Annotated in this window: 16 protein-coding genes; 10 read left to right on the forward strand and 6 right to left on the reverse strand. The window is 64.0% G+C overall.

Translation table 11 applies throughout. The features are described from left to right. The first annotated feature begins 61 nt into the window (after positions 1-61). The 6 genes from tssH to C5O79_RS01355 all read left to right on the forward strand — a co-directional run bounded on the left by tssH (position 62) and on the right by C5O79_RS01355 (position 10,941). Entirely contained in the window at positions 62-2,644 is a 2,583-nt protein-coding gene (gene tssH / locus C5O79_RS01330; RefSeq protein ID WP_131931060.1) for a type VI secretion system ATPase TssH, read from the forward strand. After that, positions 2,641-4,215, forward strand: a complete 1,575-nt coding sequence (locus C5O79_RS01335) for a sigma 54-interacting transcriptional regulator (RefSeq protein WP_122478210.1) — start codon at positions 2,641-2,643, stop codon at positions 4,213-4,215. Before tssH ends, C5O79_RS01335 begins: the two co-directional genes overlap by 4 nt. Then, positions 4,212-4,931, forward strand: a complete 720-nt coding sequence (gene vasI, locus C5O79_RS01340; protein WP_205746214.1) for a type VI secretion system-associated protein VasI — start codon at positions 4,212-4,214, stop codon at positions 4,929-4,931. Before C5O79_RS01335 ends, vasI begins: the two co-directional genes overlap by 4 nt. Then, entirely contained in the window at positions 4,928-6,391 is a 1,464-nt protein-coding gene (gene tssA, locus C5O79_RS01345) for a type VI secretion system protein TssA (protein WP_205746215.1), read from the forward strand. The genes vasI and tssA overlap by 4 nt, the downstream gene beginning before the upstream one ends. Further along, entirely contained in the window at positions 6,388-10,017 is a 3,630-nt protein-coding gene (tssM, locus tag C5O79_RS01350; protein ID WP_124474476.1) for a type VI secretion system membrane subunit TssM, read from the forward strand. The genes tssA and tssM overlap by 4 nt, the downstream gene beginning before the upstream one ends. Before the next feature lie 405 nt (positions 10,018-10,422). Next, positions 10,423-10,941 (forward strand): Hcp family type VI secretion system effector, encoded by a 519-nt coding sequence (locus C5O79_RS01355; protein ID WP_047853153.1) that lies wholly within the window; start codon positions 10,423-10,425, stop codon positions 10,939-10,941. 169 nt (positions 10,942-11,110) lie between these two features. Here the strand turns inward: C5O79_RS01355 and C5O79_RS01360 are convergent, their stop codons facing one another. The 6 genes from C5O79_RS01360 to C5O79_RS01390 form a co-directional block, all read right to left on the reverse strand. Then, the gene (locus C5O79_RS01360) at positions 11,111-12,535 is read right to left on the reverse strand and encodes an MFS transporter (RefSeq protein WP_131931061.1); all 1,425 of its coding nucleotides are present in this window, start codon (positions 12,533-12,535) and stop codon (positions 11,111-11,113) included. Positions 12,536-13,092: 557 nt separating this feature from the next. After that, complete coding sequence (locus C5O79_RS01370; protein ID WP_124617791.1) at positions 13,093-13,623, reverse strand: OsmC family protein; 531 nt, start codon at positions 13,621-13,623, stop codon at positions 13,093-13,095. A 481-nt stretch (positions 13,624-14,104) separates the two neighbouring features. Then, a complete protein-coding gene (locus C5O79_RS01375) occupies positions 14,105-15,670 on the reverse strand; it encodes a methyl-accepting chemotaxis protein (protein ID WP_131931062.1) in 1,566 nt (521 codons plus the stop codon). Positions 15,671-15,963: 293 nt separating this feature from the next. Further along, positions 15,964-16,374, reverse strand: coding sequence for a VOC family protein (locus C5O79_RS01380; RefSeq protein ID WP_046547106.1), 411 nt, complete (start codon positions 16,372-16,374; stop codon positions 15,964-15,966). Between the two features lie 91 nt (positions 16,375-16,465). Continuing rightward, complete coding sequence (locus tag C5O79_RS01385; RefSeq protein ID WP_046547107.1) at positions 16,466-16,795, reverse strand: DHCW motif cupin fold protein; 330 nt, start codon at positions 16,793-16,795, stop codon at positions 16,466-16,468. A 45-nt stretch (positions 16,796-16,840) separates the two neighbouring features. Next, a complete protein-coding gene (locus C5O79_RS01390; RefSeq protein WP_046547108.1) occupies positions 16,841-17,128 on the reverse strand; it encodes a cupin domain-containing protein in 288 nt (95 codons plus the stop codon). A gap of 368 nt (positions 17,129-17,496) precedes the next feature. Here C5O79_RS01390 and C5O79_RS01395 point away from each other — a divergent pair, with 368 nt between their 5' ends. The 4 genes from C5O79_RS01395 to C5O79_RS01410 all read left to right on the forward strand — a co-directional run bounded on the left by C5O79_RS01395 (position 17,497) and on the right by C5O79_RS01410 (position 21,901). After that, positions 17,497-18,216 (forward strand): alpha/beta fold hydrolase, encoded by a 720-nt coding sequence (locus tag C5O79_RS01395; protein ID WP_122478228.1) that lies wholly within the window; start codon positions 17,497-17,499, stop codon positions 18,214-18,216. A 155-nt stretch (positions 18,217-18,371) separates the two neighbouring features. Then, complete coding sequence (locus C5O79_RS01400; RefSeq protein ID WP_122478230.1) at positions 18,372-19,322, forward strand: UDP-glucuronic acid decarboxylase family protein; 951 nt, start codon at positions 18,372-18,374, stop codon at positions 19,320-19,322. Between the two features lie 205 nt (positions 19,323-19,527). After that, positions 19,528-20,838, forward strand: coding sequence for a diaminobutyrate--2-oxoglutarate transaminase family protein (locus C5O79_RS01405; protein WP_046547111.1), 1,311 nt, complete (start codon positions 19,528-19,530; stop codon positions 20,836-20,838). Between the two features lie 85 nt (positions 20,839-20,923). Then, positions 20,924-21,901 (forward strand): TauD/TfdA family dioxygenase, encoded by a 978-nt coding sequence (locus tag C5O79_RS01410; RefSeq protein WP_236862428.1) that lies wholly within the window; start codon positions 20,924-20,926, stop codon positions 21,899-21,901. Positions 21,902-21,910: the final 9 nt, after the last annotated feature.

Consider the following 21,910-nt stretch of genomic DNA (forward strand, 5'->3'; position numbering starts at 1 on the left):
TGCAACTTCGGTTCCGAAGTTGCACGCCCCGTTTCCAACCATCCTTGATGGACCGTGCTTCATGATCCGAATTGAACTCTCGGCAGTCTTCGACCGCTTGAATCCCCCCTCTCAACAAGCCTTGGAAGAGGCCGCGAGCCTCTGCATCAGCCAGCAAGGCGCTGAAGTCACAGTGCCGCATGTGCTGCTCAAGCTGGTGGACCTGCCGTTGGGGGATGTCCGGTTGCTATTGCGTCAGGCCGGGCTGGATCTGGACGCCGTGCGTCAGGCGCTATCAGCCAACTTCCCGAACCAGGAATCCACCGGCGGGCAATACCCCGCGTTCTCCCCGTTGCTGGTCGAACTGGTGCAGGAGGCATGGCTGTTGGGTTCGCTGGAATGGAACCAGGACGCAATCCGCGGCGGCAGCCTCTTCCTGGCCGCACTGCTCAACCCCGGCCGCTATCTACCACTGTCCGCCGTGCGTCTGTTCGACCGCGTCAACCGGGAAGCCTGGCGCAAGGAATTTCTGTCGTTGGTGGCGAACTCGGCGGAGACGCCCCAGGTGTCGGAGCGTGTCCAGTCACCCGCCGTCGCGGCGACCGATTCAGCGCTGGCCAGGTACGGCCATGATTTCACCGCCCAGGCACGTGAGGGGCGCCTGGACCCGGTGCTGTGCCGCGATGGAGAAATCGATCTGATGATCGACATCCTGTCGCGCCGCCGCAAGAACAACCCCATCGTCGTGGGCGATGCCGGCGTCGGCAAAAGCGCGGTCATCGAAGGCTTGGCGCTGCGCATCGTCCAGCGGCACGTGCCAGAGCCGCTGCGCTCCGTAACGCTATGGGGATTGGACCTGGGCGCGCTACAGGCCGGCGCATCGGTCAAGGGCGAGTTCGAGAAACGGCTGAAAGCGGTGATCGATGAAGTGAAGACCGCCGCCACACCGATCATCCTGTTCATCGACGAAGCACACACGCTGATCGGCGCAGGCAATGCGGCTGGCGGCAGCGACGGCGCCAATCTGCTCAAGCCGGCACTGGCCCGGGGAGAACTCCGCACGATCGCGGCCACCACCTGGTCGGAATACAAGAAATTCTTCGAGAAGGATGCGGCACTTAGCCGACGCTTCCAACTGGTCAAGCTCGACGAGCCGAGCCCCGAGACAGCTGTCCACATCCTGCGGGGGCTACGGAGCACCTACGAGCGCGCTCACGGGGTCTATATCTCCGACGAGGCCTTGCAGGCCGCTGCCAGGCTTTCGGCGCGCTACCTGTCGGGCCGGCAGTTGCCCGACAAGGCCATCGACGTGCTTGATACGGCTTGCGCGCGGGTAGCGACGGCACTTGCCGAGTCGCCCAGACGATTGCGGGCACTGGAGCATGAGCTTTTGCAGATCGACGCGGAGTCGGCGCTGCTGCAACGGGATCAGCGTGCCGGCCTGAACGCTGACGCGCAACGGCTCGAAGTACTGGACGACACGCGCCGCGAGGTTCAGCGCAAGATGGATGCGTTGCAAACCGCGTGGTCATGCCAGAAACCGCTGGTCGATGAAATCCGGACGCTACGATCATCGCTGGCGGCTGACGACGCCCCGGACGATGACGAACGCTCCGAACAACTATCGGCCAAGGTGATGGAGCTGGCGGCACTGCAACGCCCGGGCGCGCTGCTGCACGCGGAGGTGGGCCGTGAGCAGATCGCGCAGGTCATCGCTGACTGGACCGGTATTCCGGCGACAACCATCAGCAGCGACCAGATGGCGCGCCTCGGCGGCCTGCCGGAGATGCTACGGGAGCGGGTCAAGGGGCAGGACGCGGCCATCGAACACATTCACCGGCATCTGCTGACCGCGATGGCGGACCTGCGGCGGCCCGGCACGCCGCTCGGCGCCTTCTTGCTGGTAGGCCCCAGCGGCGTGGGCAAGACGGAAACCGCCCTGGCCCTGGCCGATTCGCTGTTCGGCGGCAAGCAGTTCCTGACGACGATCAACATGTCCGAGTTTCAGGAGAAGCACACCGTGTCACGCCTGCTCGGTGCGCCGCCGGGATACGTCGGCTATGGCGAAGGCGGCGTGCTGACCGAAGCGATCCGCAAGCAGCCCTATTCCGTGGTCCTGCTCGATGAGGTCGAGAAGGCTCACCCGGACGTGCTGAACATCTTCTATCAGGCCTTCGACAAAGGTGAGCTGGCTGACGGCGAGGGTCGATTGATCGACTGCAAGAATGTGCTGTTCTTCCTGACCTCGAACCTCGGATTCGATCAACCGGAAGACGATCTGACCGACCAGGACGAGGCCGCGCTTCGGGAGCGCCTCTCGCAATTCTTCAAGCCGGCATTGCTGGCGAGAATGCAGGTCGTGCCCTATCGCTATCTGGACGATCGCGTGCTCGAGGATATCGTGGCGAGCCGCTTGCAACGGCTGATGACGCAGTTCGTCCAGCGCTATAACGCCACCCTGTCGGTGTCCGGGAGCGCCAGCGAGGAGCTGCGCAAGCGCTGCACCCGCCATCAGAACGGTGCACGCATGCTGGATGCGAGCATCGACGGCGAGTTGTTGCCACCGCTGTCCTTGTCGGTCCTGCAGCGCCTCGCCGAGGGCACGGCCTTCCGGCGTGCCGAGCTGTCGTGGAACGGCAGCGCCTTCGAGGCCGTCGTGGAATGACACCGCCGCGGCAACTCGATTCGATCGAGGTCGCGCGCATCGCGCGCGACATGACCTGGGCGGCGCACCCCGAGGGGCTGGCGGCAGTGATCCTGCAGGCAGCTGTGGATAGCGGCTTGTTACGCCTGGGGATGTGCTATCGCCTGGATCAGACGAGCGACTGCTTGCGGCCACTGACCTGCGTTCCGGGAAACGCGTCCGCTCTGCCAGAGCTGGGTATGGACGAGTTGGACAACCCCCTGGTCTATGGCTTGGTAAGCGGCCACCCCTGCGATGTCGAGCACATCACCGGTATGGTCGGCGTGGGCAGCTCGTTCGAGCGACTGCGCGAGCGCTTCATGCCAGGGGACGGCGCCTGGATCCTGCCGCTGCGCGACACCAATCAGCATGCCTTCGCGGTCCTGGCGCTGCTGGGTGCCCCCTCGGCGCTGCACGCATTGCGCCAGTCTGCGCTGTGGCAGGCGCTGCTGCAGATCCATGAGCGCCTGTTCTCCGGACTTCAGCAGAACCTGGGCGATGCGGCGCGGGCCCGTTCAGCCGACGCAGTGCGTGCGCAGGTGCACACCCGCACACGCGAGCGGGCAGCCAGGCTATTGGCGGCGGAATTCGTCGGCGTGAGTCCCGCGGTCCGCGAACTGCGCAGCGACATGCTGAGCATGACGGACTCGAACCTGGCCATTCTGATCACCGGCGAAACAGGCGCGGGCAAAGATCATGCGGCCTGGCTCATTCACCAGGCAGGGAGCCGCCAAGGCAAGTTCGTGCCGGTGAACTGCGCCGCCATCCCCAAGGATCTGATCGAGGCGGAGCTGTTCGGCAACGAGCGAGGTGCCTTCACCGGTGCCAGCCAGGCGCGCGCGGGGCTCGTGGCAGAGGCCGACGGCGGCACACTGTTCCTCGATGAGATCGGCGACATGCCGCTGGAATTGCAGGGCCGGCTGCTGCGCGTGCTGAACGAAAAAAAGTACCGTCCGGTGGGCGCGACGCAGGAGCGCCATTCCGATTTCCGCCTGATATGCGCCACCCACCAGCCATTGCTTCAGCGCATCGCCGAGGGGAGCTTTCGGGAGGACCTGTACTTTCGCATCCGCCAGCAATGCCTGCACGTGCCTGCGCTGCGCGAGCGTCCGGAGGATATTCCTGTTCTGGCCGAGCACGTGCTGCTGCAATACAACCGCGAGCGACAGACACATATCCCGGGCATCAGCGCCGAAGCGTTGCGCATGCTGCAGATGCACCCGCTGCCTGGCAATGTCCGAGAACTGCGCAACCTCGTCCTGGTAGCGGCCGAGCGCACCGAGCGCGGCAAGGCCATCGCGCCACAGGCATTGCGCGAACTGCGTCCCCCTGCTCCACGCCCCGCCACGTCGACGATGCCGCTGCACGATCTCTGGGAGACCAACGACCTGCCCAGCGCGCTGGCAGCTTTCGAATGCCACCTGATAAGCGAACGCCTGCGTCAGGCAAACGGTTCGCGCGCGCTTGCCGCACAGAGCTTGGGCATCCCCAAACGAACGCTGGCGCGCAGATGCCAGCGCTGGAACATTTTTCAGGAGGACTCTGCACCATGAGATCACTGAGCATCGCACTGGTTTGTGCAGCGCTCGTGGCCGGATGTGACGCCGGCAAACAGGGGGCCGCCGCCTGTCAGTCCGCAGCAGCCATGAAAACCTGTACCTCCATTGTGTCCTCGATAGAGCGGCTGGCCTGCTTCGATGCGCTTGCGGGAACGCCGCCAGCACCAGTCGCCGCGACTCCGGCCACGCAACACAACGAGGCACCGGCAGCGGCCGACAGCCAGAAGCCGGCGAAACCGCCGACGATCGTCGAACTGGTTCGCCTCAACGAAGCGAAACGTGATGCGGGCGAGACAGGATTCCGGCTGTCGCGCACGGAGGAGGCTGTACCGGGACGGTGGAGCGTGGTGATGTCCGCTCCTGCGTTGGGCGGCGCAGCCTCACCGCCGGTCCTGACGATCAGTTGCCTGTCGAACATCTCGCGTCTGCAGTTGCTGGGGAGCCAGCCAATTGCGCCCAACCGGATGAACATCCGACTGCTGCTGGACGGGCAACCCATCTCGGCCTCGGTGCCGTGGCAGGTGCTGGAAGACGGCACGGTCGTGGACGCTGGGCGGGGCCTGGTCGCCATCGAACAACTGCGATACCTGGTCAAGGCCGGCGGCCGCTTGCAGGTCGAGAGCGACTATGCACCGTTCTCCGGGCTGCTGTTCGACGCAACCAACCTGCATAACTTGATGAAGCAACAGCGCGAGGCCTGTCACTGGTGATCAACCTGCCTCCCCTGGATCTGGACGCATTGCTCGGCCCGCTGGATGCCAAACAGCCGGCCGGTGCATTCGATGAGGAAGACGAAACGTATCAGGGCATCGAGCATGAAATGATCAAGCTCGGCAGTCTGCAGGAAGCCAGTATCGACTGGTCTTATGTCGATGAAGCCTCGCGTCAATACCTGAGCACCCGGTGCAAGCACTTCCGCGTGGCCGGGCATCTGGTCACGGCCCGTCTTCGCCCCCGCACTTGGCCCCACTGGGCCGACGCAGCGTTGGTGCTGGCCGGCATGGTCGAGCGCTACTGGGAAAGCGGCCAGCCGAAACCCGGGCCGCGTGGCCTGCTGGTCAAACGCAAGCTGGTCACGTTGCTGGTGGAGCGACTGAGCCAGGCACTGGAAACGCTGGATCAGAAGACCTACACCCCCGGGCTGCAGGATCAGGCACAGCAGGCCTTCGACCGATTGCAGGCCGAAGCAGCCGCGGCACAGTTAGATGTATCGATGCTGTCCCGGCTGGAAGCGCAGATGCACCGGCATGTCGAGAGCACCTTGTTCCCCGAGCCAGTGGTTCTCAAGCCGAGTGACGGTCAGCAAGATGGGCACGCGCTGAGCGACGCATTCTTCCAGCCGAGCGAAATGCCGAAGTCCAGCGATGAACGCGAGGGGCGCCGAACGCTGTTGGCAATGGCGGAGTTCATCAACGAGCAGGACATCTACGACCCCACCGGCTATCAATTGCGGCGCTTCGCGCTATGGGCGCACCTGCGTGCGGCACCGCCCGCGAAGCGCGACCAGTTCACGGAACTGATGTGCGTGCCGGTCGATACCGAAGAGGGCTATCGCGAGGCGATCTCGACCAATTCGGTCAGCCCGGTGTTGTTGCGGCGCGTGGAAAAGAGCGTGACCAGCTCGCCCTATTGGCTGCGCGGCAGCTTCTTCGCGGCGGCCATGGCAACCCGTCTGGAAATGCCGGCCGTGGCGGAAGCCATCCGTCACGCAGCCGAACGCTTCCTGCTGCGCATTCCCGGCTTGAGCGACCTGCGCTTCGCCGATGGCCGGCCCTTCGTCGACGGCGACACCTTGGGTTGGATCGGCAGTGCTGAAGCACGGCCTGCCGATGCCGGTGCGCCGCAAGAGTTCGTGGATTTACGCGAGGAACTGGCCAGCCGGTTGGACACCGAGGGCGTTGAGCCGGTGCTGCGCCGACTGCAGGCGCACCAGGCCTCGTCTAGCGGCCCGCGTCATCGCTGCCATGCAACCGTGATTGCGGCGGATCTGCTGAAGTCGCGGGGCCTGGATTGGCTGGCTGAAGAACTCTATGCCAATGCCGGCCGGTTGATGAAGGGCGTCACGGTGGATCAATGGGAACCTGAACTGTTCCAACACCTCACCAAACATGTTCCCGCGCATCAGGAAAACGAACATGGACGAAGCCAGTCGCAAGGAGAGAAAAAATGAAATACTGGTCGTTGCTCAAACGGTATGCCGCCCCCCTGCTGCGCGGGGTCAAGGGCGGCATGCCACTGCTGCTGGTACTGGGGCTGCTATTCCTGTTGATCGCCATCTGGTGGCTGGGGCCGCAGTGGGCCTGGCGCGACAGGCATCCCCTGGCGAGCCTGGGCGCCCGGGTCGGGCTGACCCTTGCCCTGCTGATGGTTCCGGTGGTGGCCTGGGCCCTGGTGCTGCGGGCCAGGAACCGCCGGCTGGAGGCCGAGCGTCAGCAAGCCCGTGCAGTGAAGGTAGACCCCGTGCTTGTCCATATCCGCGCCCAGGAGAAGTCCCTCGACGCCAACCTGACAGTGTTGCGCTCCCACCTGCGAGGCCGTCAGGGCCTGTACCAGTTGCCGTGGTATCTCGTACTCGGGCAGGAGGACGCCGGCAAGACCAGCTTCATCAACCGCAGCGGCCAGAACTTCTCGCTCACAGGCGAAATCAAGGCTGGCGGTCATGGCACGTTCGTCGACCCCGACCTGATCTACCGGACCGATTGGTGGATGGGCGACCAGGCGGTATTGATCGACCCTCCTGGAGAGTTGATCAGCCAGTTTCCCGCAGTGGAACACTCGGACGGTGCTCCCGCGACAGCATCGACGACCGATACCGAAGAAGCGCCGGCTTCCGAGCAGCATGGGGAGCCGCCCGAGACTCGGGCCCGGCTCTGGCAGCATCTGATCGACTGGCTGGGCAAGAACCGCTCGCGGCGACCGCTCAACGGTGTGGTGCTGATCGTCGATCTGCCTTCGCTGTTGAGCCAGAACGCCAGCGAGCGCAAGGCGCTGGCCGTCCTGTTGCGCACGCGTCTGGCAGAACTGAGCCGACACCTCGGAACGCGCCCTCCACTGTATGTCATCCTCAGTAAATTCGACCTGCTGGAGGGTTTCGAGCAATTCTTCGCCAGACTGCCGAAGGCGGAGCGGGAGGATATCTTCGGATTCACCTTCACGCTGGATTCAGCACGGCAGTATGACGCCTGGCAAACAGAGCTCAGCCAGCGCTACACCGACTTCATCGATGGTCTGAACAATCAGGTCTTCGATGTGTTGAACGATGCGAAGTCGCTGCCGATACGCGAAGCGCTGTTCTCCTTTGTCGGACAGATAGCCGGCATGCGCACCGTGCTGTTCAATTTCCTCGACGACGTGCTGGGCAGCAATCGCTACGGCACCCCCGCCCTGCCGCGAGGCGTGTATTTTTCTTCAGTTCACCAGCAGGGGTTGCTGCACAACGCCTTCGTCGACAATGCCTCGCAGACCTACGGTGTGCGAACACTGGTACCCATGGCACAGCCGGCGGGACGCTCCATGGTGTACTTTGCCCAGCAGGTATTCCAGCGGGTCATCTACCCGGAAGCCGGCCTGGCCGGCGACAACCTGAAGGTACTGGCCGACAAGAAACGGAACCTGGCCGTGGGCTTCGGCGTCGCGGCGCTGGGCAGCGCGGTCGTGATCGGCGGCTGGACTCACTACTACAACGTGAACCGCGCGAAGGTGGCGAGTGTGCTGGAGAAGAGCCGAACGTTCGCCAGCAATGCGATCGACGGCGGTCAGGACCCGACCGGACGAAATCTGCTGCTGCCGCTGGACCAGCTTCGCGATGCGGTGGCCGTCTACGGCGACTACCGGGAAGCGTGGCCGCTGGTATCCGGCATGGGTTTGTACCAGGGTCGCAAAATCGGCCCGAAGGTGGACGAAGCCTATCTGCGCTTGCTTTCGACACGCTTCCTGCCGCAATTGGCGGGCGGGGTCATGACGCAGTTGAACGCCGCGGCGGGTGGTTCGGATGCACAGCTCAGTGCCCTTCGGGTGTATCGCATGATCGAGGACCGCGCCAACCGCCGCGCCCCCTTCGTGGAAGACTGGATGAGAAAGGCGTGGCAGGCGGCATTTCCCGGCGAGGCGCCGGTGCAAAGCGCCTTGTCGAGCCATCTCGATTACGCGCTGAAGTATGCCGACGTGTCGCTCCCGCAGTATGCCGCCCGGGTTTCCGATATGCAGCAGCAATTGCGGCAGATTCCCTTGCCGCAGCGCATCTACATGGCGATGCGCAGCCAGGCAGGCGACGTCCTGCGGACACCGCTGGATCTGCGCAACGAGATCGGTCCGGCTTATGACATCGTCTACCAATCCACACCCGCGGCAGCCGAGGGTGGCGAAAACCAGGGCACGCGCATCGACGCGCTGCTGACCGCCAAGGGCTATCGGAACTACTTCGAGCCACGCAATCAGGATGTCGCCGCGCTGGCCGTCATCGACCAATGGGTGCTGGGCGAACGCCGCAATGTCGACTATTCGGAAGCAGACAAGCAGGCGCTTGTCGCGCGCGTCCGTGCACTGTACAGCCGCGACTACATCGAGAATTGGCGCCGCGGACTCAACCAACTCGAGGTAGCCAATTTCGACGATATCGGCACCGCAGCCAACGTGCTCGGCGCAGTGAACAGCCCGGCGGCCCCCCTGCGCAGGCTTCTGGAAACCGTCCGCGACAACACCGACCTGACGTCCAAGGCGACGTCTGACGCGGCGCGGACCGAAGGCACCGCCACCGCGGCGAAGAGCGGTCCTGACAGCAACGCCCAGGATATCGCCAAGATTGCTCAGGCATTCACACCGCTGACGGCGTTGCTCGAAGCCAAGGGCGAGAAGCCTTCCTATCTGGATGAAACGATGCAGGCTATCGGCAGCGTCCAGGATATGTTGGTGAAGGTACAGGACAGCCCGGACCGGGGGAAAGCGGCGCTGACGGTGATGCTGGACCGCTTTGCGCTGCGCGGCACCGATCCGATCGGCAATCTTCATCGTGTGGCTACCGGCCTGCCGGAGCCCCTCAATCGCCAAGTGAAGAAGCTGGCTGACGAATCCTCCGACGTGCTGCTGATCGAGGCGCTGCGCGAGCTCGAAAAGCGCTGGAACACCGAGGTCTTCAGCTTCTATAGCCAGCGCCTGGCCAACTACTATCCGTTCAACCCAAATAGTCGCACCGATGCCTCCGTCGAGGATTTCACCGCCTTCTTCGGGCCGCAAGGCAAGTTGCAGGACTTCAAGGACAAGTATCTGAAGCTGTTCCTGGATGACAACCTGGAAGCGCTCTATTCGGAGCGTCGAGGGGGCTACCTGATGCGCACCGATGTGCCAAAGCAGTTGGAAGCAGCCGACCGGATCCGTGACGCCTTCTTCAACAGCCGCGGTGCGATGGCCGTGCATTTCACACTCGAGCCACTTGGCCTGGCACCCACTCGACGGAGCAGCGTGTTGAATCTTCAAGGACAACTTATCACCTATAACCACGGGCCCAGCGAGACTGTCGGCGTCATCTGGCCCAACACGCTCGGCGGCAGCCCGGAAAGCCGCATGACGCTGGTCAATGGCGATGGCAACAGTAGCAGCCTGGTCTACAAGGGCTCATGGTCGCTATTCCGCCTGCTGAGTCAGGCACGGCTCAATGGCGCAACGGCTACCACCGTCGACCTCAGCTTTACGGCCAGCGATGGTGGCATGCGTTACCGAATCACTGCGGACAAGAGCAACAACCCGTTCACCCAGCGCTTATTCCATGGCTTCGCGCTGCCAGGCACGTTGCTCCAATGATGGCCGTGCCAGTGGTTGCCCGGTGGCGCGTAGTGTGAGCAGGAAGTCCTATGCGGCGTCGAGCTGGCTGGCGGATCGCGGAGGGAGTTCGTTGAAGGACCGGACTCTTTCCAACGGCTGGGTCATTCCTGACCCGGCCAGGTCAAGAATGACCCGCGCGTTTCTCTTTGATTTCAATAGCTTGACACCTAACGAGTCAACTTTGACCCGTCTGCAAGGAGCCGCTGGCTGGCTTGGTCGACTCGATGCGCTCTGGCACACGTCGAATCCAAACATAAGCCATTGATTTACAGATTTATTTTATGAAGCACGACAACCTGGCACAGCGATTGCGTTGTGGGTATTGCTATCACTGATGGCGCATCGGGCCATGGGGCCCGCCATTACAAAACGGAGCAAAAAGCTATGCCTACACCCGCCTATATCAGCATTCAGGGCAAGACCCAAGGCAATATCACCAAGGGCGCCTTCACCGCCGATTCGGTCGGCAACGTGTACCAGGAAGGCCATGAAGACCAGATCCTGGTCCAGGAGATCGAGCACCTGATCGCGACGCCCACCGATCCGCAGAGCGGCCAGCCGTCCGGCCAGCGCGTGCACAAGCCGTTCACCTTCACCGCGCCGCTGAACAAGGCTACTCCGCTGCTGTACCAAGCGCTGGCCTCTGGCGAGATGCTTCCCGAAGTGGAAGTGAAGTGGTACCGCACCTCGACCGAAGGCAAGCAGGAGCATTTCTTCACGACCAAGCTGGAAGACGCCACGATCGTCAACATCAACGCCGCGCTGCCGCACGCACAGGATCCGAGCAAGGCCGAGTACACCCAGTTGATCAAGGTCGCCATGGCCTACCGCAAGATCACCTGGACTCACGCCATCGCCGGCACGGAAGCCTCCGACGACTGGCGCAAACCGCAAGAAAGCTAAATCTGTCTAATGGCAAGGCTGGCACATTGCCCGCCTTGCTTGACGCACGAAATTACTGACAGGCCCGCAGACCCCATCGCAGCACTCACACATCGATATTGGCGCAACAACGACGTGTGAACTAAAGAAAGCGCGCCCGCTTCCCGGACGATACGCAACCCCGTCGCATTCACACACCATCGTCGTCGATGTCACGCGCCGTCGGCTCGTAACGCACGATCAACAGGAACACGATCGGCGTGGCGGCGCTGATCGCGACGACCCAGAACATGTCCGTGCCGAGCCGCGCCTGCAGGATCGGCAGCACGAACAGCGCGAGCGCCTGACCGATGCCGCACAGCGAACGCCCGAAGCCGACGCCGGTGCCGCGAATCGCCGCCGGATACGACAGCGTCGGATAAATCATCATCTGCGCACCTGGCCCGAACCCTTCGGCGAACAGCCAGGTGCCGAGCATCAGCAGCACGAAGCCGATCGCGAGTGCGCCGTGCGGATGCCCTGCCAGCGCGAGCGCCACGAGCGCGACGAACTGGAGCGCGAAGCCCGCGATCGCGACATGCCGCGACGCATGGCGATGGGCAAGGCGCATGCCCAGCAAGCCGCCGGTGAACGCAAACAGCACGTTCAGCGCCAGCGACGCCGCGATCGTTTCGAACACGCCCGCGCCGAGAAACTGCGACAGGATCGACGGCAGGAAGAACGCGATCGCCGTGTATTCGAACGGAATGCACAGGTTCATCGCGCTGGCGACGATCGTGCGCCCCAGGTACGGGCGCTGGAACAGCACGCGAATGCGCACGGGTGGCTGGCTCGGCGCGCGTCGGGCGTCCTCCGCTTCGTGTGCATGAATGCCGTACGACTCGCGCAGAATCCGCGCGGCGTTGGCCAGGTCACCCTGGTTCGCGGCCCACAGCGGCGATTCGTTCATGAACCGGTTCCGGAACAGGATGATGACGAGGGCCGGCACCGCGCCGAAGATCAGCGACGCGCGCCACAGCCATCCCGCATGCTCGGCGGGCAACAGGAAATACAGCCCGAAGATCAGCAGGAAGCAGGCCGACGACGCCACGTACCACATCGGGCACCACGCCGCGAGCCGCGACGCCTTGTTGCCGCGCCCGTTGAACTTCGAGAATTCCGCGAGAAACGCCATCGCGACGGGCAGGTCGATGCCGACACCGAGCCCCATCACGAAGCGCGCGCCGATCAGCACCCAGACGTTCGGCGCCAGCCCGGCCGCGATCGCCGCGACCACGAAAAACAGCATGTCGGCCATGAACACCTGATAGCGGCCGATCTTGTCGGTCAGCCATCCGCCGATCAGGCTGCCGAAGATCGTGCCGATCATGATCGCCGACCCGACCAGCCCGGTTAGCGCCGGTGTCAGGCCGAACTCGCGCGCCACGTCGTCGATCCCGTAGGACAGCGTCGTCAGGTCGTACGCATCGAGAAAGACGCCGCCGAGCGCCAGCAGCACGATCATTCGGGCATGGCTGACCGAGCTGTCCACCGTGTTGATGAGTCGCGCGACGTCGCTCGCCGAACGAATGGGTGAGGAAACCGGGGTGACGGCGTTCAGATCGATCGAACTCATCGCATTCCTTAGTTTTTCGCCGAATGACCGGCGAGGTCCGCATGGAGCCGGAAGTCGCGCGTATTGCTTCGCGATCGACAGAGGCCGTGTGCAGCCAGGCACCGCTCGACACGCCACGCCATCACGTTCCGGCAGCACGCATTCTGTGCTCCCGTTCCGGTTATCCCAAGCGATATAAACCGATAAATTAATCGGCCCGCGTCATTAAGTTGCCCGGCGTCCGCGCCTAGCGGCAGCGTGCATGTTCAATCGCGGATTGCTGGACGCATTCCAGCAGCTTCAGGATCGCGCCGACGAGACGAAGCGTCGAACGCACGACCTTCAGGCCTCCGAGTTCAGGCCTCCGAGGCCTGACTTCGCGCCGGCCGATTCACGACCGGCGTCGACCGGCCTCGATTCGGCACGCGTTCAGCGCCGGGGCGACGCATCCGTCATCGGATACGGGCGCGACAAGAGTCGCAGTCGTACCGGAGTCTCGATCGGTGCGCGGAAACTCGCGCGCCCGCTCACCCCGCAGCGGAGTGACAGGCTGCAACGTACCGGTGCACCGGCGCACTTCAACCGTGCGTATGCCGCAACTCGCCGTCGATCGTCTGCGGCAGTCGCAGCAGGTTGAAGATCGGGCACACGGCCTCGACTGCCTGATGCAGTGCACGAATCGACTCCGGCGGTTCGGGCGAGACGATATCGAGCGTGTAGCGAAGGTTGTGCGGGAACACCGGCACATGCTCGAAACCCGGTTGCTGCGCGAGCGGATGCTGGTCGCCGGTCACTTCGACCTCGATCGAGTCGATTTTCAGGCCGCGCTCCGCGGCCTGAATCAGCGTGATGTGCGTCAGGCAACTGCCCAGCACGCCGAGCTGCAGCTCCGGCGATGCCGGCCCGAGGTTGTAGCCCGCGAAATCGGGCGGGCTGTCGCTGATCACCTGGAAGTCGCGAATGCGGATCTCCCGCACGCCGCTGCGGCCCAGCGCGCGCACGGTCGCTTTCAGCGGGGTGGCCCTGAGTTCCGGATTGCTGCGGGCGGCTTCCTTTTTCGCGAGCCAGGCGTCGCGCTTTTGTTCGAGATAGTCGTTCAGTGTCGTCATGTCGGGCCGATACGGTCGCAATGACTGGCCGCGCATACGGCAGCCAATCGAGAGGGAGCTTCATGCTATTCCCTTCCGCGACCGCCACTAAACGATCAATCCAGCAAAGCAATTCGCAGTATGTGATGTCGCATTGCGGCACGCGCGCGCGGGAATTTCGACTGTCGTTCATCCACCTCGAGTTATCCACAATTTCCGTGCATAACCCTGTGGAGAACGTCGGAGAAATCGCCGGCCCGCCTTTACCGGCAAGGATCGCGGCGGCGCGGTGCCGCCTCGCGGGCGCTGCACGCAGACAGCATCGCATCGGGTTCGGCGATCGTCAGATTGTGTGCTCCACCGGCGCCGGCGCATCGATCGCATCGGCGTCGGCAGTCGGGAAGTCCGCACCGGAAATGTGCCGCTTCGACACCGATGCACCGTGTCGGACACCCGTCCTGCCCGACGATCCCGCACCGGCACCGGCGCCGGCATCGATGCATCAAGCGAGCGCCTCGTCACGCAGACGGAATTGCGCAACCGCCGCACTCAACCGCGCGCCCTGTTCGTCGAGCGACAGCGCCGCGGCCGCGGCCTCCTCGACCAGCGCGGCATTGCGCTGCATCGTCTGCTCCATCTGGATGACCGCGGCGTTCACCTGCTCGATGCCCGACGCCTGCTCCTCGAACGCCTGGCCGGTTTCGCTCATGATCATGTTGACGCGCTCGACCGCCGCGACGAGCTCGGCCATCGCCGAGCCGGCCAGTGCGACGAGGCCGCTGCCGTCTTCGACACGCTGCGCGGAATGGCCGATCAGTTCGCGGATCTCCTTCGCCGCCGACGCGCAGCGCTGCGCGAGCCCGCGCACTTCCGTCGCGACGACCGCGAAGCCGCGCCCCTGCTCGCCGGCGCGCGCGGCTTCGACAGCAGCGTTCAATGCAAGGATGTTGGTCTGGAATGCGATGCTTTCGATCACGCCGACGATCCCGGAGATCCGCGTGGAACTGAGCGAAATCGCCGACATCGTCTCGACCACGCGCTGCATCGCCTCGCCGCCGCGCGACGCGATGCCGGCCGCGCCTTCGACATAGGTGCGCGCATCGCGTGCGTTGTCCGCGTTCTGGCGCACGGCCGCCGTCAGCTGCTCGACGCTCGCCGCCGCCTGTTGCAGCGAGACGGCCTGCTGCTCGGTGCGCGCCGACAGGTCGACGTTGCCGCTCGCGATCGTGCGGACGTCGCCGACGATCGTCTCCGTGCTCGCGCGCACCTGGTTCACGGTGACGACGAGGCCGTCCTGCATCCGCTTCAGCGCATGCAGCAGATAGGCCATCTCGTTCTCGCCGGGCACGACGACCGTTCCGGTCAGGTCGCCTTTCGAGATCTTCTCGAACTGGCCGACCGCGAGCTTGATCGGCTCGATGATCGCCTTCGCGAGCACGCGCTGCGCAAGGAAGCCGACGACGAGTGCGAAGGCCGCGACCGCCGCCATCCCCCACACGATCTGGTGGAACTGCACGCCGGCCGCGTCGTAGCGCGCCTTTTCGCGCGCGACCTGGAACGCCTCGAGCGCATCGATCGCCTCCTGGTAGGCGGCGAACAGCGCGGGCGGCGCGGTACGCTGCGTGTCGAGGAAGCCGAAACCGTCGTCGCCGTCGAGTTGCGAGAGCGCCTTCAGGAACACGCCGTCGAGCAACGCCCGGCGGCGATTCTGCAGCGTGTCGAACAGCGCCTGCTCGTCGGCGTTGCGCGCATGCAGGCCCGCATAGGCATCCAGTTCGTCGTTGCTCTGCTTGAGAAGCGTGCGGAGTTTCGCGATTTCTTCCTTGCCCGAGTGGCCGGCGCTGATGATCTGCGCGACGTCGCTCATGCGTTCGCGCAGTACGAGCATGCGCTCGGAGCCGGTCTTCAGGTGCAGCAGCGACGCGGTGTCGTCGCGGTACATTGCCTCGAGCGAACCGTTGCCCATATAGAGGGCCGCGATGCTCGCGCCGACCACCAGCACGAGCAGCATGGTATAGCCGGCAATGGTCGCGACGAGACCACCACGGATAGTGAGTTGTTTTCGCATGACGTTCCCTTGCGCCGGCCGGGCGCGGCCAGCGGCGGATGTGGATTCCGGATCACGAAAGACGCGCGCCGCGTCGCAACACGGGGCGCTTGGGCTGCGAACGGGTTAACGGCGGCGGGAACGGGGAGGTTTTACCGATATGCGACGCGAATCTTGACGATTGCGACAGGGGCACGGGGATGAATGCGCCCGATTTTCGCCCCAAGCCGTGCCAACGATCGCCTCGGCGGATTTTCGCGAGCGTCGTGCGCATCACGACGCATTCGAGCCGCTCGACGCGCCTCGACGGGCAACTAGCCGCCGTTGGCCAGCCTTGAACGGATCTCGTCGGTCGAGAGGTCGCGCAGATGCGTGGCAATCTGCCATCGATTCCCCCACGGATCCTTCACCATCGCCCGCCTGTCGCCGTATGGCATGTCGGCCGGGGCTTCGAGCGGCGTTGCCTGCGCTGCAAGCGCCCGCCTATAGGTCAGGTCGGCATCCTCGACATACACGTACAGAAATGCCGGCATCGGCTCACGCAGGCCATCTTCCCCGCTGATCATCAACACCGAATCACCGATCCTGATTTCCGCAGGCAACCCCGGGCGGTATTCGCCCTGCGCGTGAAAAACCGTCCGGATGAATCCGATCAGATTGTGCGGATCCGGCACGACGATCCGGGGCGTGACGGTGTGCCATCCATCGGGCTGGAACCTGGTCATGTCGGGCAGCCTCCGAAGAGATTTCCGCGGGTATTGTGCGCCGCGCGCCCTCTGTTGGCAAAAAGGGGCTCCGCGGGAACCCGCTGCCGCTTCAATCGACGATGAACAACTTGGCGCCTGTCGTGGTCGACGATCGATGCGCTTCGGCATGATCGGCAACCTGGTAGCTCATGCCCGGGCGTAGCGTGAACCGTCGCCCGTCATCGAGCTCCGTCAGCAACTCGCCTTCGAGGCAGTACAGGATGTGGCCTTTGACGCACCAGTGGTCGGCCAGGTAACCGGCCGAATATTCGACCTGCCTCACGCGAATCTCCCCGAACTGCATCGTCCGCCAGCGCGCGACCCCGCGTTCTCCGCGGTGCTCGGTCGGTTCAACGGTGCGCCAGTCGGTCGTGCCAAACGGGATGTCGGTCATTTTCATCCTGCTGCTCCCTGTCGTGGCCTTGCTCGCGGGGCCTGACGCCCCTTAGAGAATCTCGACTTCGACGAACACCACTTCGTGGTCCGTCGCGTTGACGACGTTATGCTCGACGCCCTTCAGCCCCGCATAGCTGCGCCCGGCGTGCAATTGCGACTCGCGGTTGCCTTGTGCGGTTTCGAGGAGAAGCTGACCGTCCGTTTGCGGCACCACGACATAGTCATGCCGGTGAACATGCCAGCCGGTCTCGGCGCCGGGCGCGAATCGCCATTCGGTGACGATCACGCGCTCGTTCGCGACTTGCTGGGTCGGGACGGCTTTCTGACGGTGTTGCATCGTATGTCTCCAACTTATCGGGTAGCGCGGCGGCACCATCGGATGCCGCAATTCTGATGGCTCGCCATGCTCGCTGCCCATTCTAAAGACGAAGCGCATCGTTCGACACACTCAGATGCGTCGCGATTTCCCGCGCATCTGTATTCGCCGATACCGTGTCTGCGCCGGGCTCCATTCAGAGAGAAACGGCTTCGACATGGCCGACGACGCGTCCCCTCTTCCTACGACATACATCCACGCAGCCTCGTGTTTAACTCACGCCCAACCGGATCTGGAACTTGAATGGTGAAAAACGCCGAACACATGAATTTCCACAGCGCGATCGCCTGTGCGCCGGCAGCAAACAAGCCGCTCGAGTACCCGCTCGCATGCGTCTGATCTGTTTTCCCTATGCGGGCGGCTCGGCCGCCGTCTATCGCGCGCTGCAAGCCTTGTTACCCGGCATCGAAGTGTGCCGTCATGAACTTGCAGGCCGAGGCAGCCGCCTGTCCGAGCCTGCCGTCCGAGACATGGCGACGCTGGTCGACACGTTGCTGTGCGACCTGGACGACTGCTTCGATCGTCCCTTCGCACTGCTCGGACACAGCATGGGCGCGGCCATTGCGGCCGAACTGGCCCTGCGGCTTCCCGCCCACGCACGACCGAACCTGCGGCATCTGTTCGTGAGCGCGCGTGCCGCACCGGGCAAGGAGCGCCACGATCGGCGCATGCAGGCGCTGGACGACCGCGCCTTCATCGATGCGCTGCGCGAAATGGGCGGCACACCGAAGGCGGTGCTGGACAACAGCGAACTGATGGCGCTGCTGATGCCGGCGCTGCGTGCGGATTTCACGATGATCGAAAACCACCGGCCCGTGCCCGGGCCCAGGCTGGCGGTGGACATCACCGCGTTCGCGGGCCGGGCGGATAAAGAGATCCCCGTCGATGCCGTTGCAGGCTGGGGCGCCGCGACGACCGGGCGCTTCGATTTTCACGTCATCGAAGGGGATCATTTCTTTTTGAGAAACGAAATGCGAACGATGGCCGGCATCATCGCGGCGCGCATGCGGCGCCCGGAGCACGCCGCGTCGAGCGCACTGCAGGCATGACGGGCCGATCCTCGCGATCGGCGTGCCGGCCGGCGCCGTGATCGTCGAATGCAAACGCCCGCGCGCCTGATCCGCTCCCCTGCCGGTGCCGCGGGCCGGCCAAGCATGCGGGGAGGCCGCGTCGCTTCCCTGCGCGCGATACTTGGAGTGCAATTGTGCAACGTAATCGAAAGCGAATCCTCGTAACGGGTGGCGCGGGTTTCCTCGGTTCGCATCTCTGCGAGCGTCTCGTCGAACTCGGTCACGACGTATTGTGCGTCGACAACTATTTCACCGGCACGAAGCAGAACGTGGCTGCGCTGCTCGGCAACCCGAGCTTCGAGGCGCTGCGCCACGACGTCACTTTTCCGTTGTACGTGGAGGTGGACGAGATCTACAACCTCGCCTGCCCGGCTTCGCCCATCCACTATCAATTCGATCCCGTGCAGACCACCAAGACCAGTGTGATGGGCGCGATCAACATGCTCGGACTCGCCAAGCGCACGCATGCACGCGTTCTGCAAACGTCGACGAGCGAAGTGTACGGCGACCCCGATGTGCATCCGCAACCGGAGAGTTACCGGGGCAACGTCAACCCGCTCGGGCCGCGCGCCTGCTACGACGAAGGCAAGCGTTGCGCGGAGACCCTGTTCTTCGACTATCACCGCCAGCAGAACGTACGAATCAAGGTGGTACGCATCTTCAACACGTACGGGCCGCGCATGCATCCCAACGACGGCCGCGTCGTGTCCAACTTCATCGTGCAGGCGCTGCGGGGCGAGGACATCACGCTGTATGGCGACGGCAGCCAGACCCGGGCATTCTGCTATGTCGACGACATGGTCGACGGTTTGATCCGGATGATGGCCACGCCCGCGGAGCTCATCGGCCCGATCAACCTCGGCAATCCGCACGAGATCGCGGTCAGCGAACTGGCGCAGATCATCTTGCGCCTGACCGGCTCGAAGTCGCGGCTCGTATTCCGTCCGCTGCCGAAGGACGATCCGACGCAACGTTGCCCCGACATCAGCCTCGCACGCACCCACCTCGACTGGGAGCCGACGATCGGGCTCGAAGCGGGTCTCCGGCGGACCATCGATTATTTCTGCTCGACCCTCGCTGCCTGACGTCGCGCCCGGAAACCGCTTCGATGATCGGAAGGCAACGGCATGACGTGGTGACGTCGCATGGCCGATGTCCCATTTTTACGTGACAGACGCGATACGGAGACCATGCTCCAATCCGGTCGTACCGTTAACACCATTGGCCAGGATGAAGCGATTCTCGTGCGCCAGTGTCCATCAATCCGCCTTGCAAGCCGGATCTGCGCGCATGGAAAAACTCGAGTATCTGAAGCAGGTCGAATCGAACGCGCGAACCTACGCGACCTCCTTCCCGCGGCTGTTCACCCATGCGAAGGGCATACGCGTACGCGACGCCGACGGGCAGGAATACATCGACTGCCTGTCGAATGCGGGCACGCTCGCGCTCGGACACAATCACCCGGAAGTCAATGAAGCCGTGATGCGGTTTCTGTCGTCCGATCAGATGCAACAGGCACTCGATCTGGCGACGCCGGCCAAGCACGCATTCGTCGAGCAGCTTTTCTCGCTCCTGCCCGGGAAGATCGCCGAATCCGGCAAGATCCAGTTTTGCAGCCCCAGTGGCGCGGATGGCGTCGAAGCGGCGATCAAGCTGACCCGGCACTATACCGGCCGGCCGACGATCATGGCGTTCCACGGCGCCTACCACGGCATGACGTCCGGCGCACTCGCCGCGTCGGGAAACCTCACGCCCAAGTCGGCCGGCGGCAACGGACGCGACGTTCATTTCCTGCCCTATCCCTACGCCTTTCGCTGCCCGTTCGGCACCGACGGCTCGGCGACCGATCAACTCAGCATCAACTACATCCGGACCGTCCTGTCCGATCCCGAGAGCGGGATCACGAAGCCGGCGGCCATCATCGTCGAAGTCGTGCAAGGCGAAGGAGGCTGCATCCCCGCTCCCGACACCTGGTTGATCGAGCTGCGCGAGCTGACGCTGCGGCATGAAATCCCGTTGATCGTCGATGAAGTGCAGACCGGACTCGGTCGCACCGGCGCCCTGTTCGCGATCGAACATTCCGGCATCCGGCCGGACGTACTGGTGCTGTCGAAGGCATTCGGCGGCGGCTATCCGCTATCGGTGGTGGTCTATGACGAGCGCCTGGACACCTGGCCGCCCGGCGCGCATGCCGGCACCTTTCGAGGCAACCAGATTGCGATGGTGGCCGGCTTGTCGACCATGCGCATCGTCGAGAGAGAAGATCTGTCGGCGCACGCGGACAGGGTCGGCAAACTCCTGGTTGCCGGCCTCGAGGAGCTTGCCGAACGCTTCCCCTGCCTGGGCCAGATACGCGGCCGCGGCCTGATGATCGGCGCCGAAGTCGTCGTGCCCGGCACCCACGGCCGAGCCGGCCCGCCCCACACGGAACGGGCAAGAGCCATCAAGCAGAACTGCCTGCGAAACGGGCTCATCGTCGAAACCGGCGGCCGCAACGGCGCGGTGCTCCGGTTCCTGCCGCCGCTGATCGTTTCGGAAGCGGACATCCACGACATTCTCAATCGCTTCGAGCATGCCGTGGAAACGGCCTGCCGTTCATAGCCGCGCCGCGGCGCGACCACGCGGGCCGCCCCGTTCGGCTTCGCCGTGATCCACGTACAGGAAAGGACTATTGACGATGCTGGGCATGACGGAACGCAAGTTGCTTGCCGAGGGAAGCTCGCCGTGGCTGCTGGAGCCTGTATCGAATGGACGCGATCTGGCGCAGGCGGTGAACGACAACCGGGCGGCACTCGAATCCCGGCTTCTGGAACACGGCGCACTCCTGTTTCGTGGCTTCGACGTTTCATCCGTGGGCGGCTTCGAAGCGTTTGCTCACGCGATTTCGGCCCATCAGTCCGACTACGTCTACCGTTCCACGCCGCGCACCTCGATCGGCAACGGCATCTTCACCGCAACCGAGTATCCGCCGAGCGAGACGATCGCCCTTCATTGCGAAAACGCGTATCAACGAAGCTGGCCGCTGAGAGTGGCCTTCTGTTGCCTGACGCCGGCCGCGACCGGCGGCGAAACGCCGATTGCCGACATGCGGGAGGTGAGCCGCAGGATCGGACCGCGCATCCTGGATCACTTCGAGGCGAGACAGGTCCGCTATGTCAGGCACTACCGACGGCACGTCGACATTCCGTGGGAGACCGTGTTCCAGACCAGCGACCGCAACCAGGTTGCAGCCTTCTGCGCAGATAACGGCATCGCGCTCGAATGGCTCGACGACGACACGTTGCGCACCGCGCAGATCAACCAGGGCGTGGCCTACCATCCGGTCACCGGCGAGCGGGTGTTCTTCAATCAGGCCCATCTGTTCCATATCTCGAACCTGGAAGCATCGCTCGCCAGTTCGATCGTCAGCCTGTTCGGCGAGGATCGCATTCCGCGCAATGCCTGCCATGGCGACGGGAGTCCATTCGATCTCGCCGACCTCGAGCAGATCCGCCACGCGTTCCGCGAATGCGCGATCACGTTTCCGTGGCAACGAGGCGACGTCCTGCTGGTCGACAACATGCGCTTCGCGCATGGCCGCAACCCGTTCGAAGGCGAGCGCAAGGTCGTCGTGTCGCTGCTGGACCCGTACACGCCCGACATCGAAGGAATCGCCGATCGTTAGCGAGCGTGC

The organism is Burkholderia sp. SRS-25 (genome assembly GCF_004343765.1).
Lineage (GTDB): Bacteria > Pseudomonadota > Gammaproteobacteria > Burkholderiales > Burkholderiaceae > Burkholderia > Burkholderia contaminans.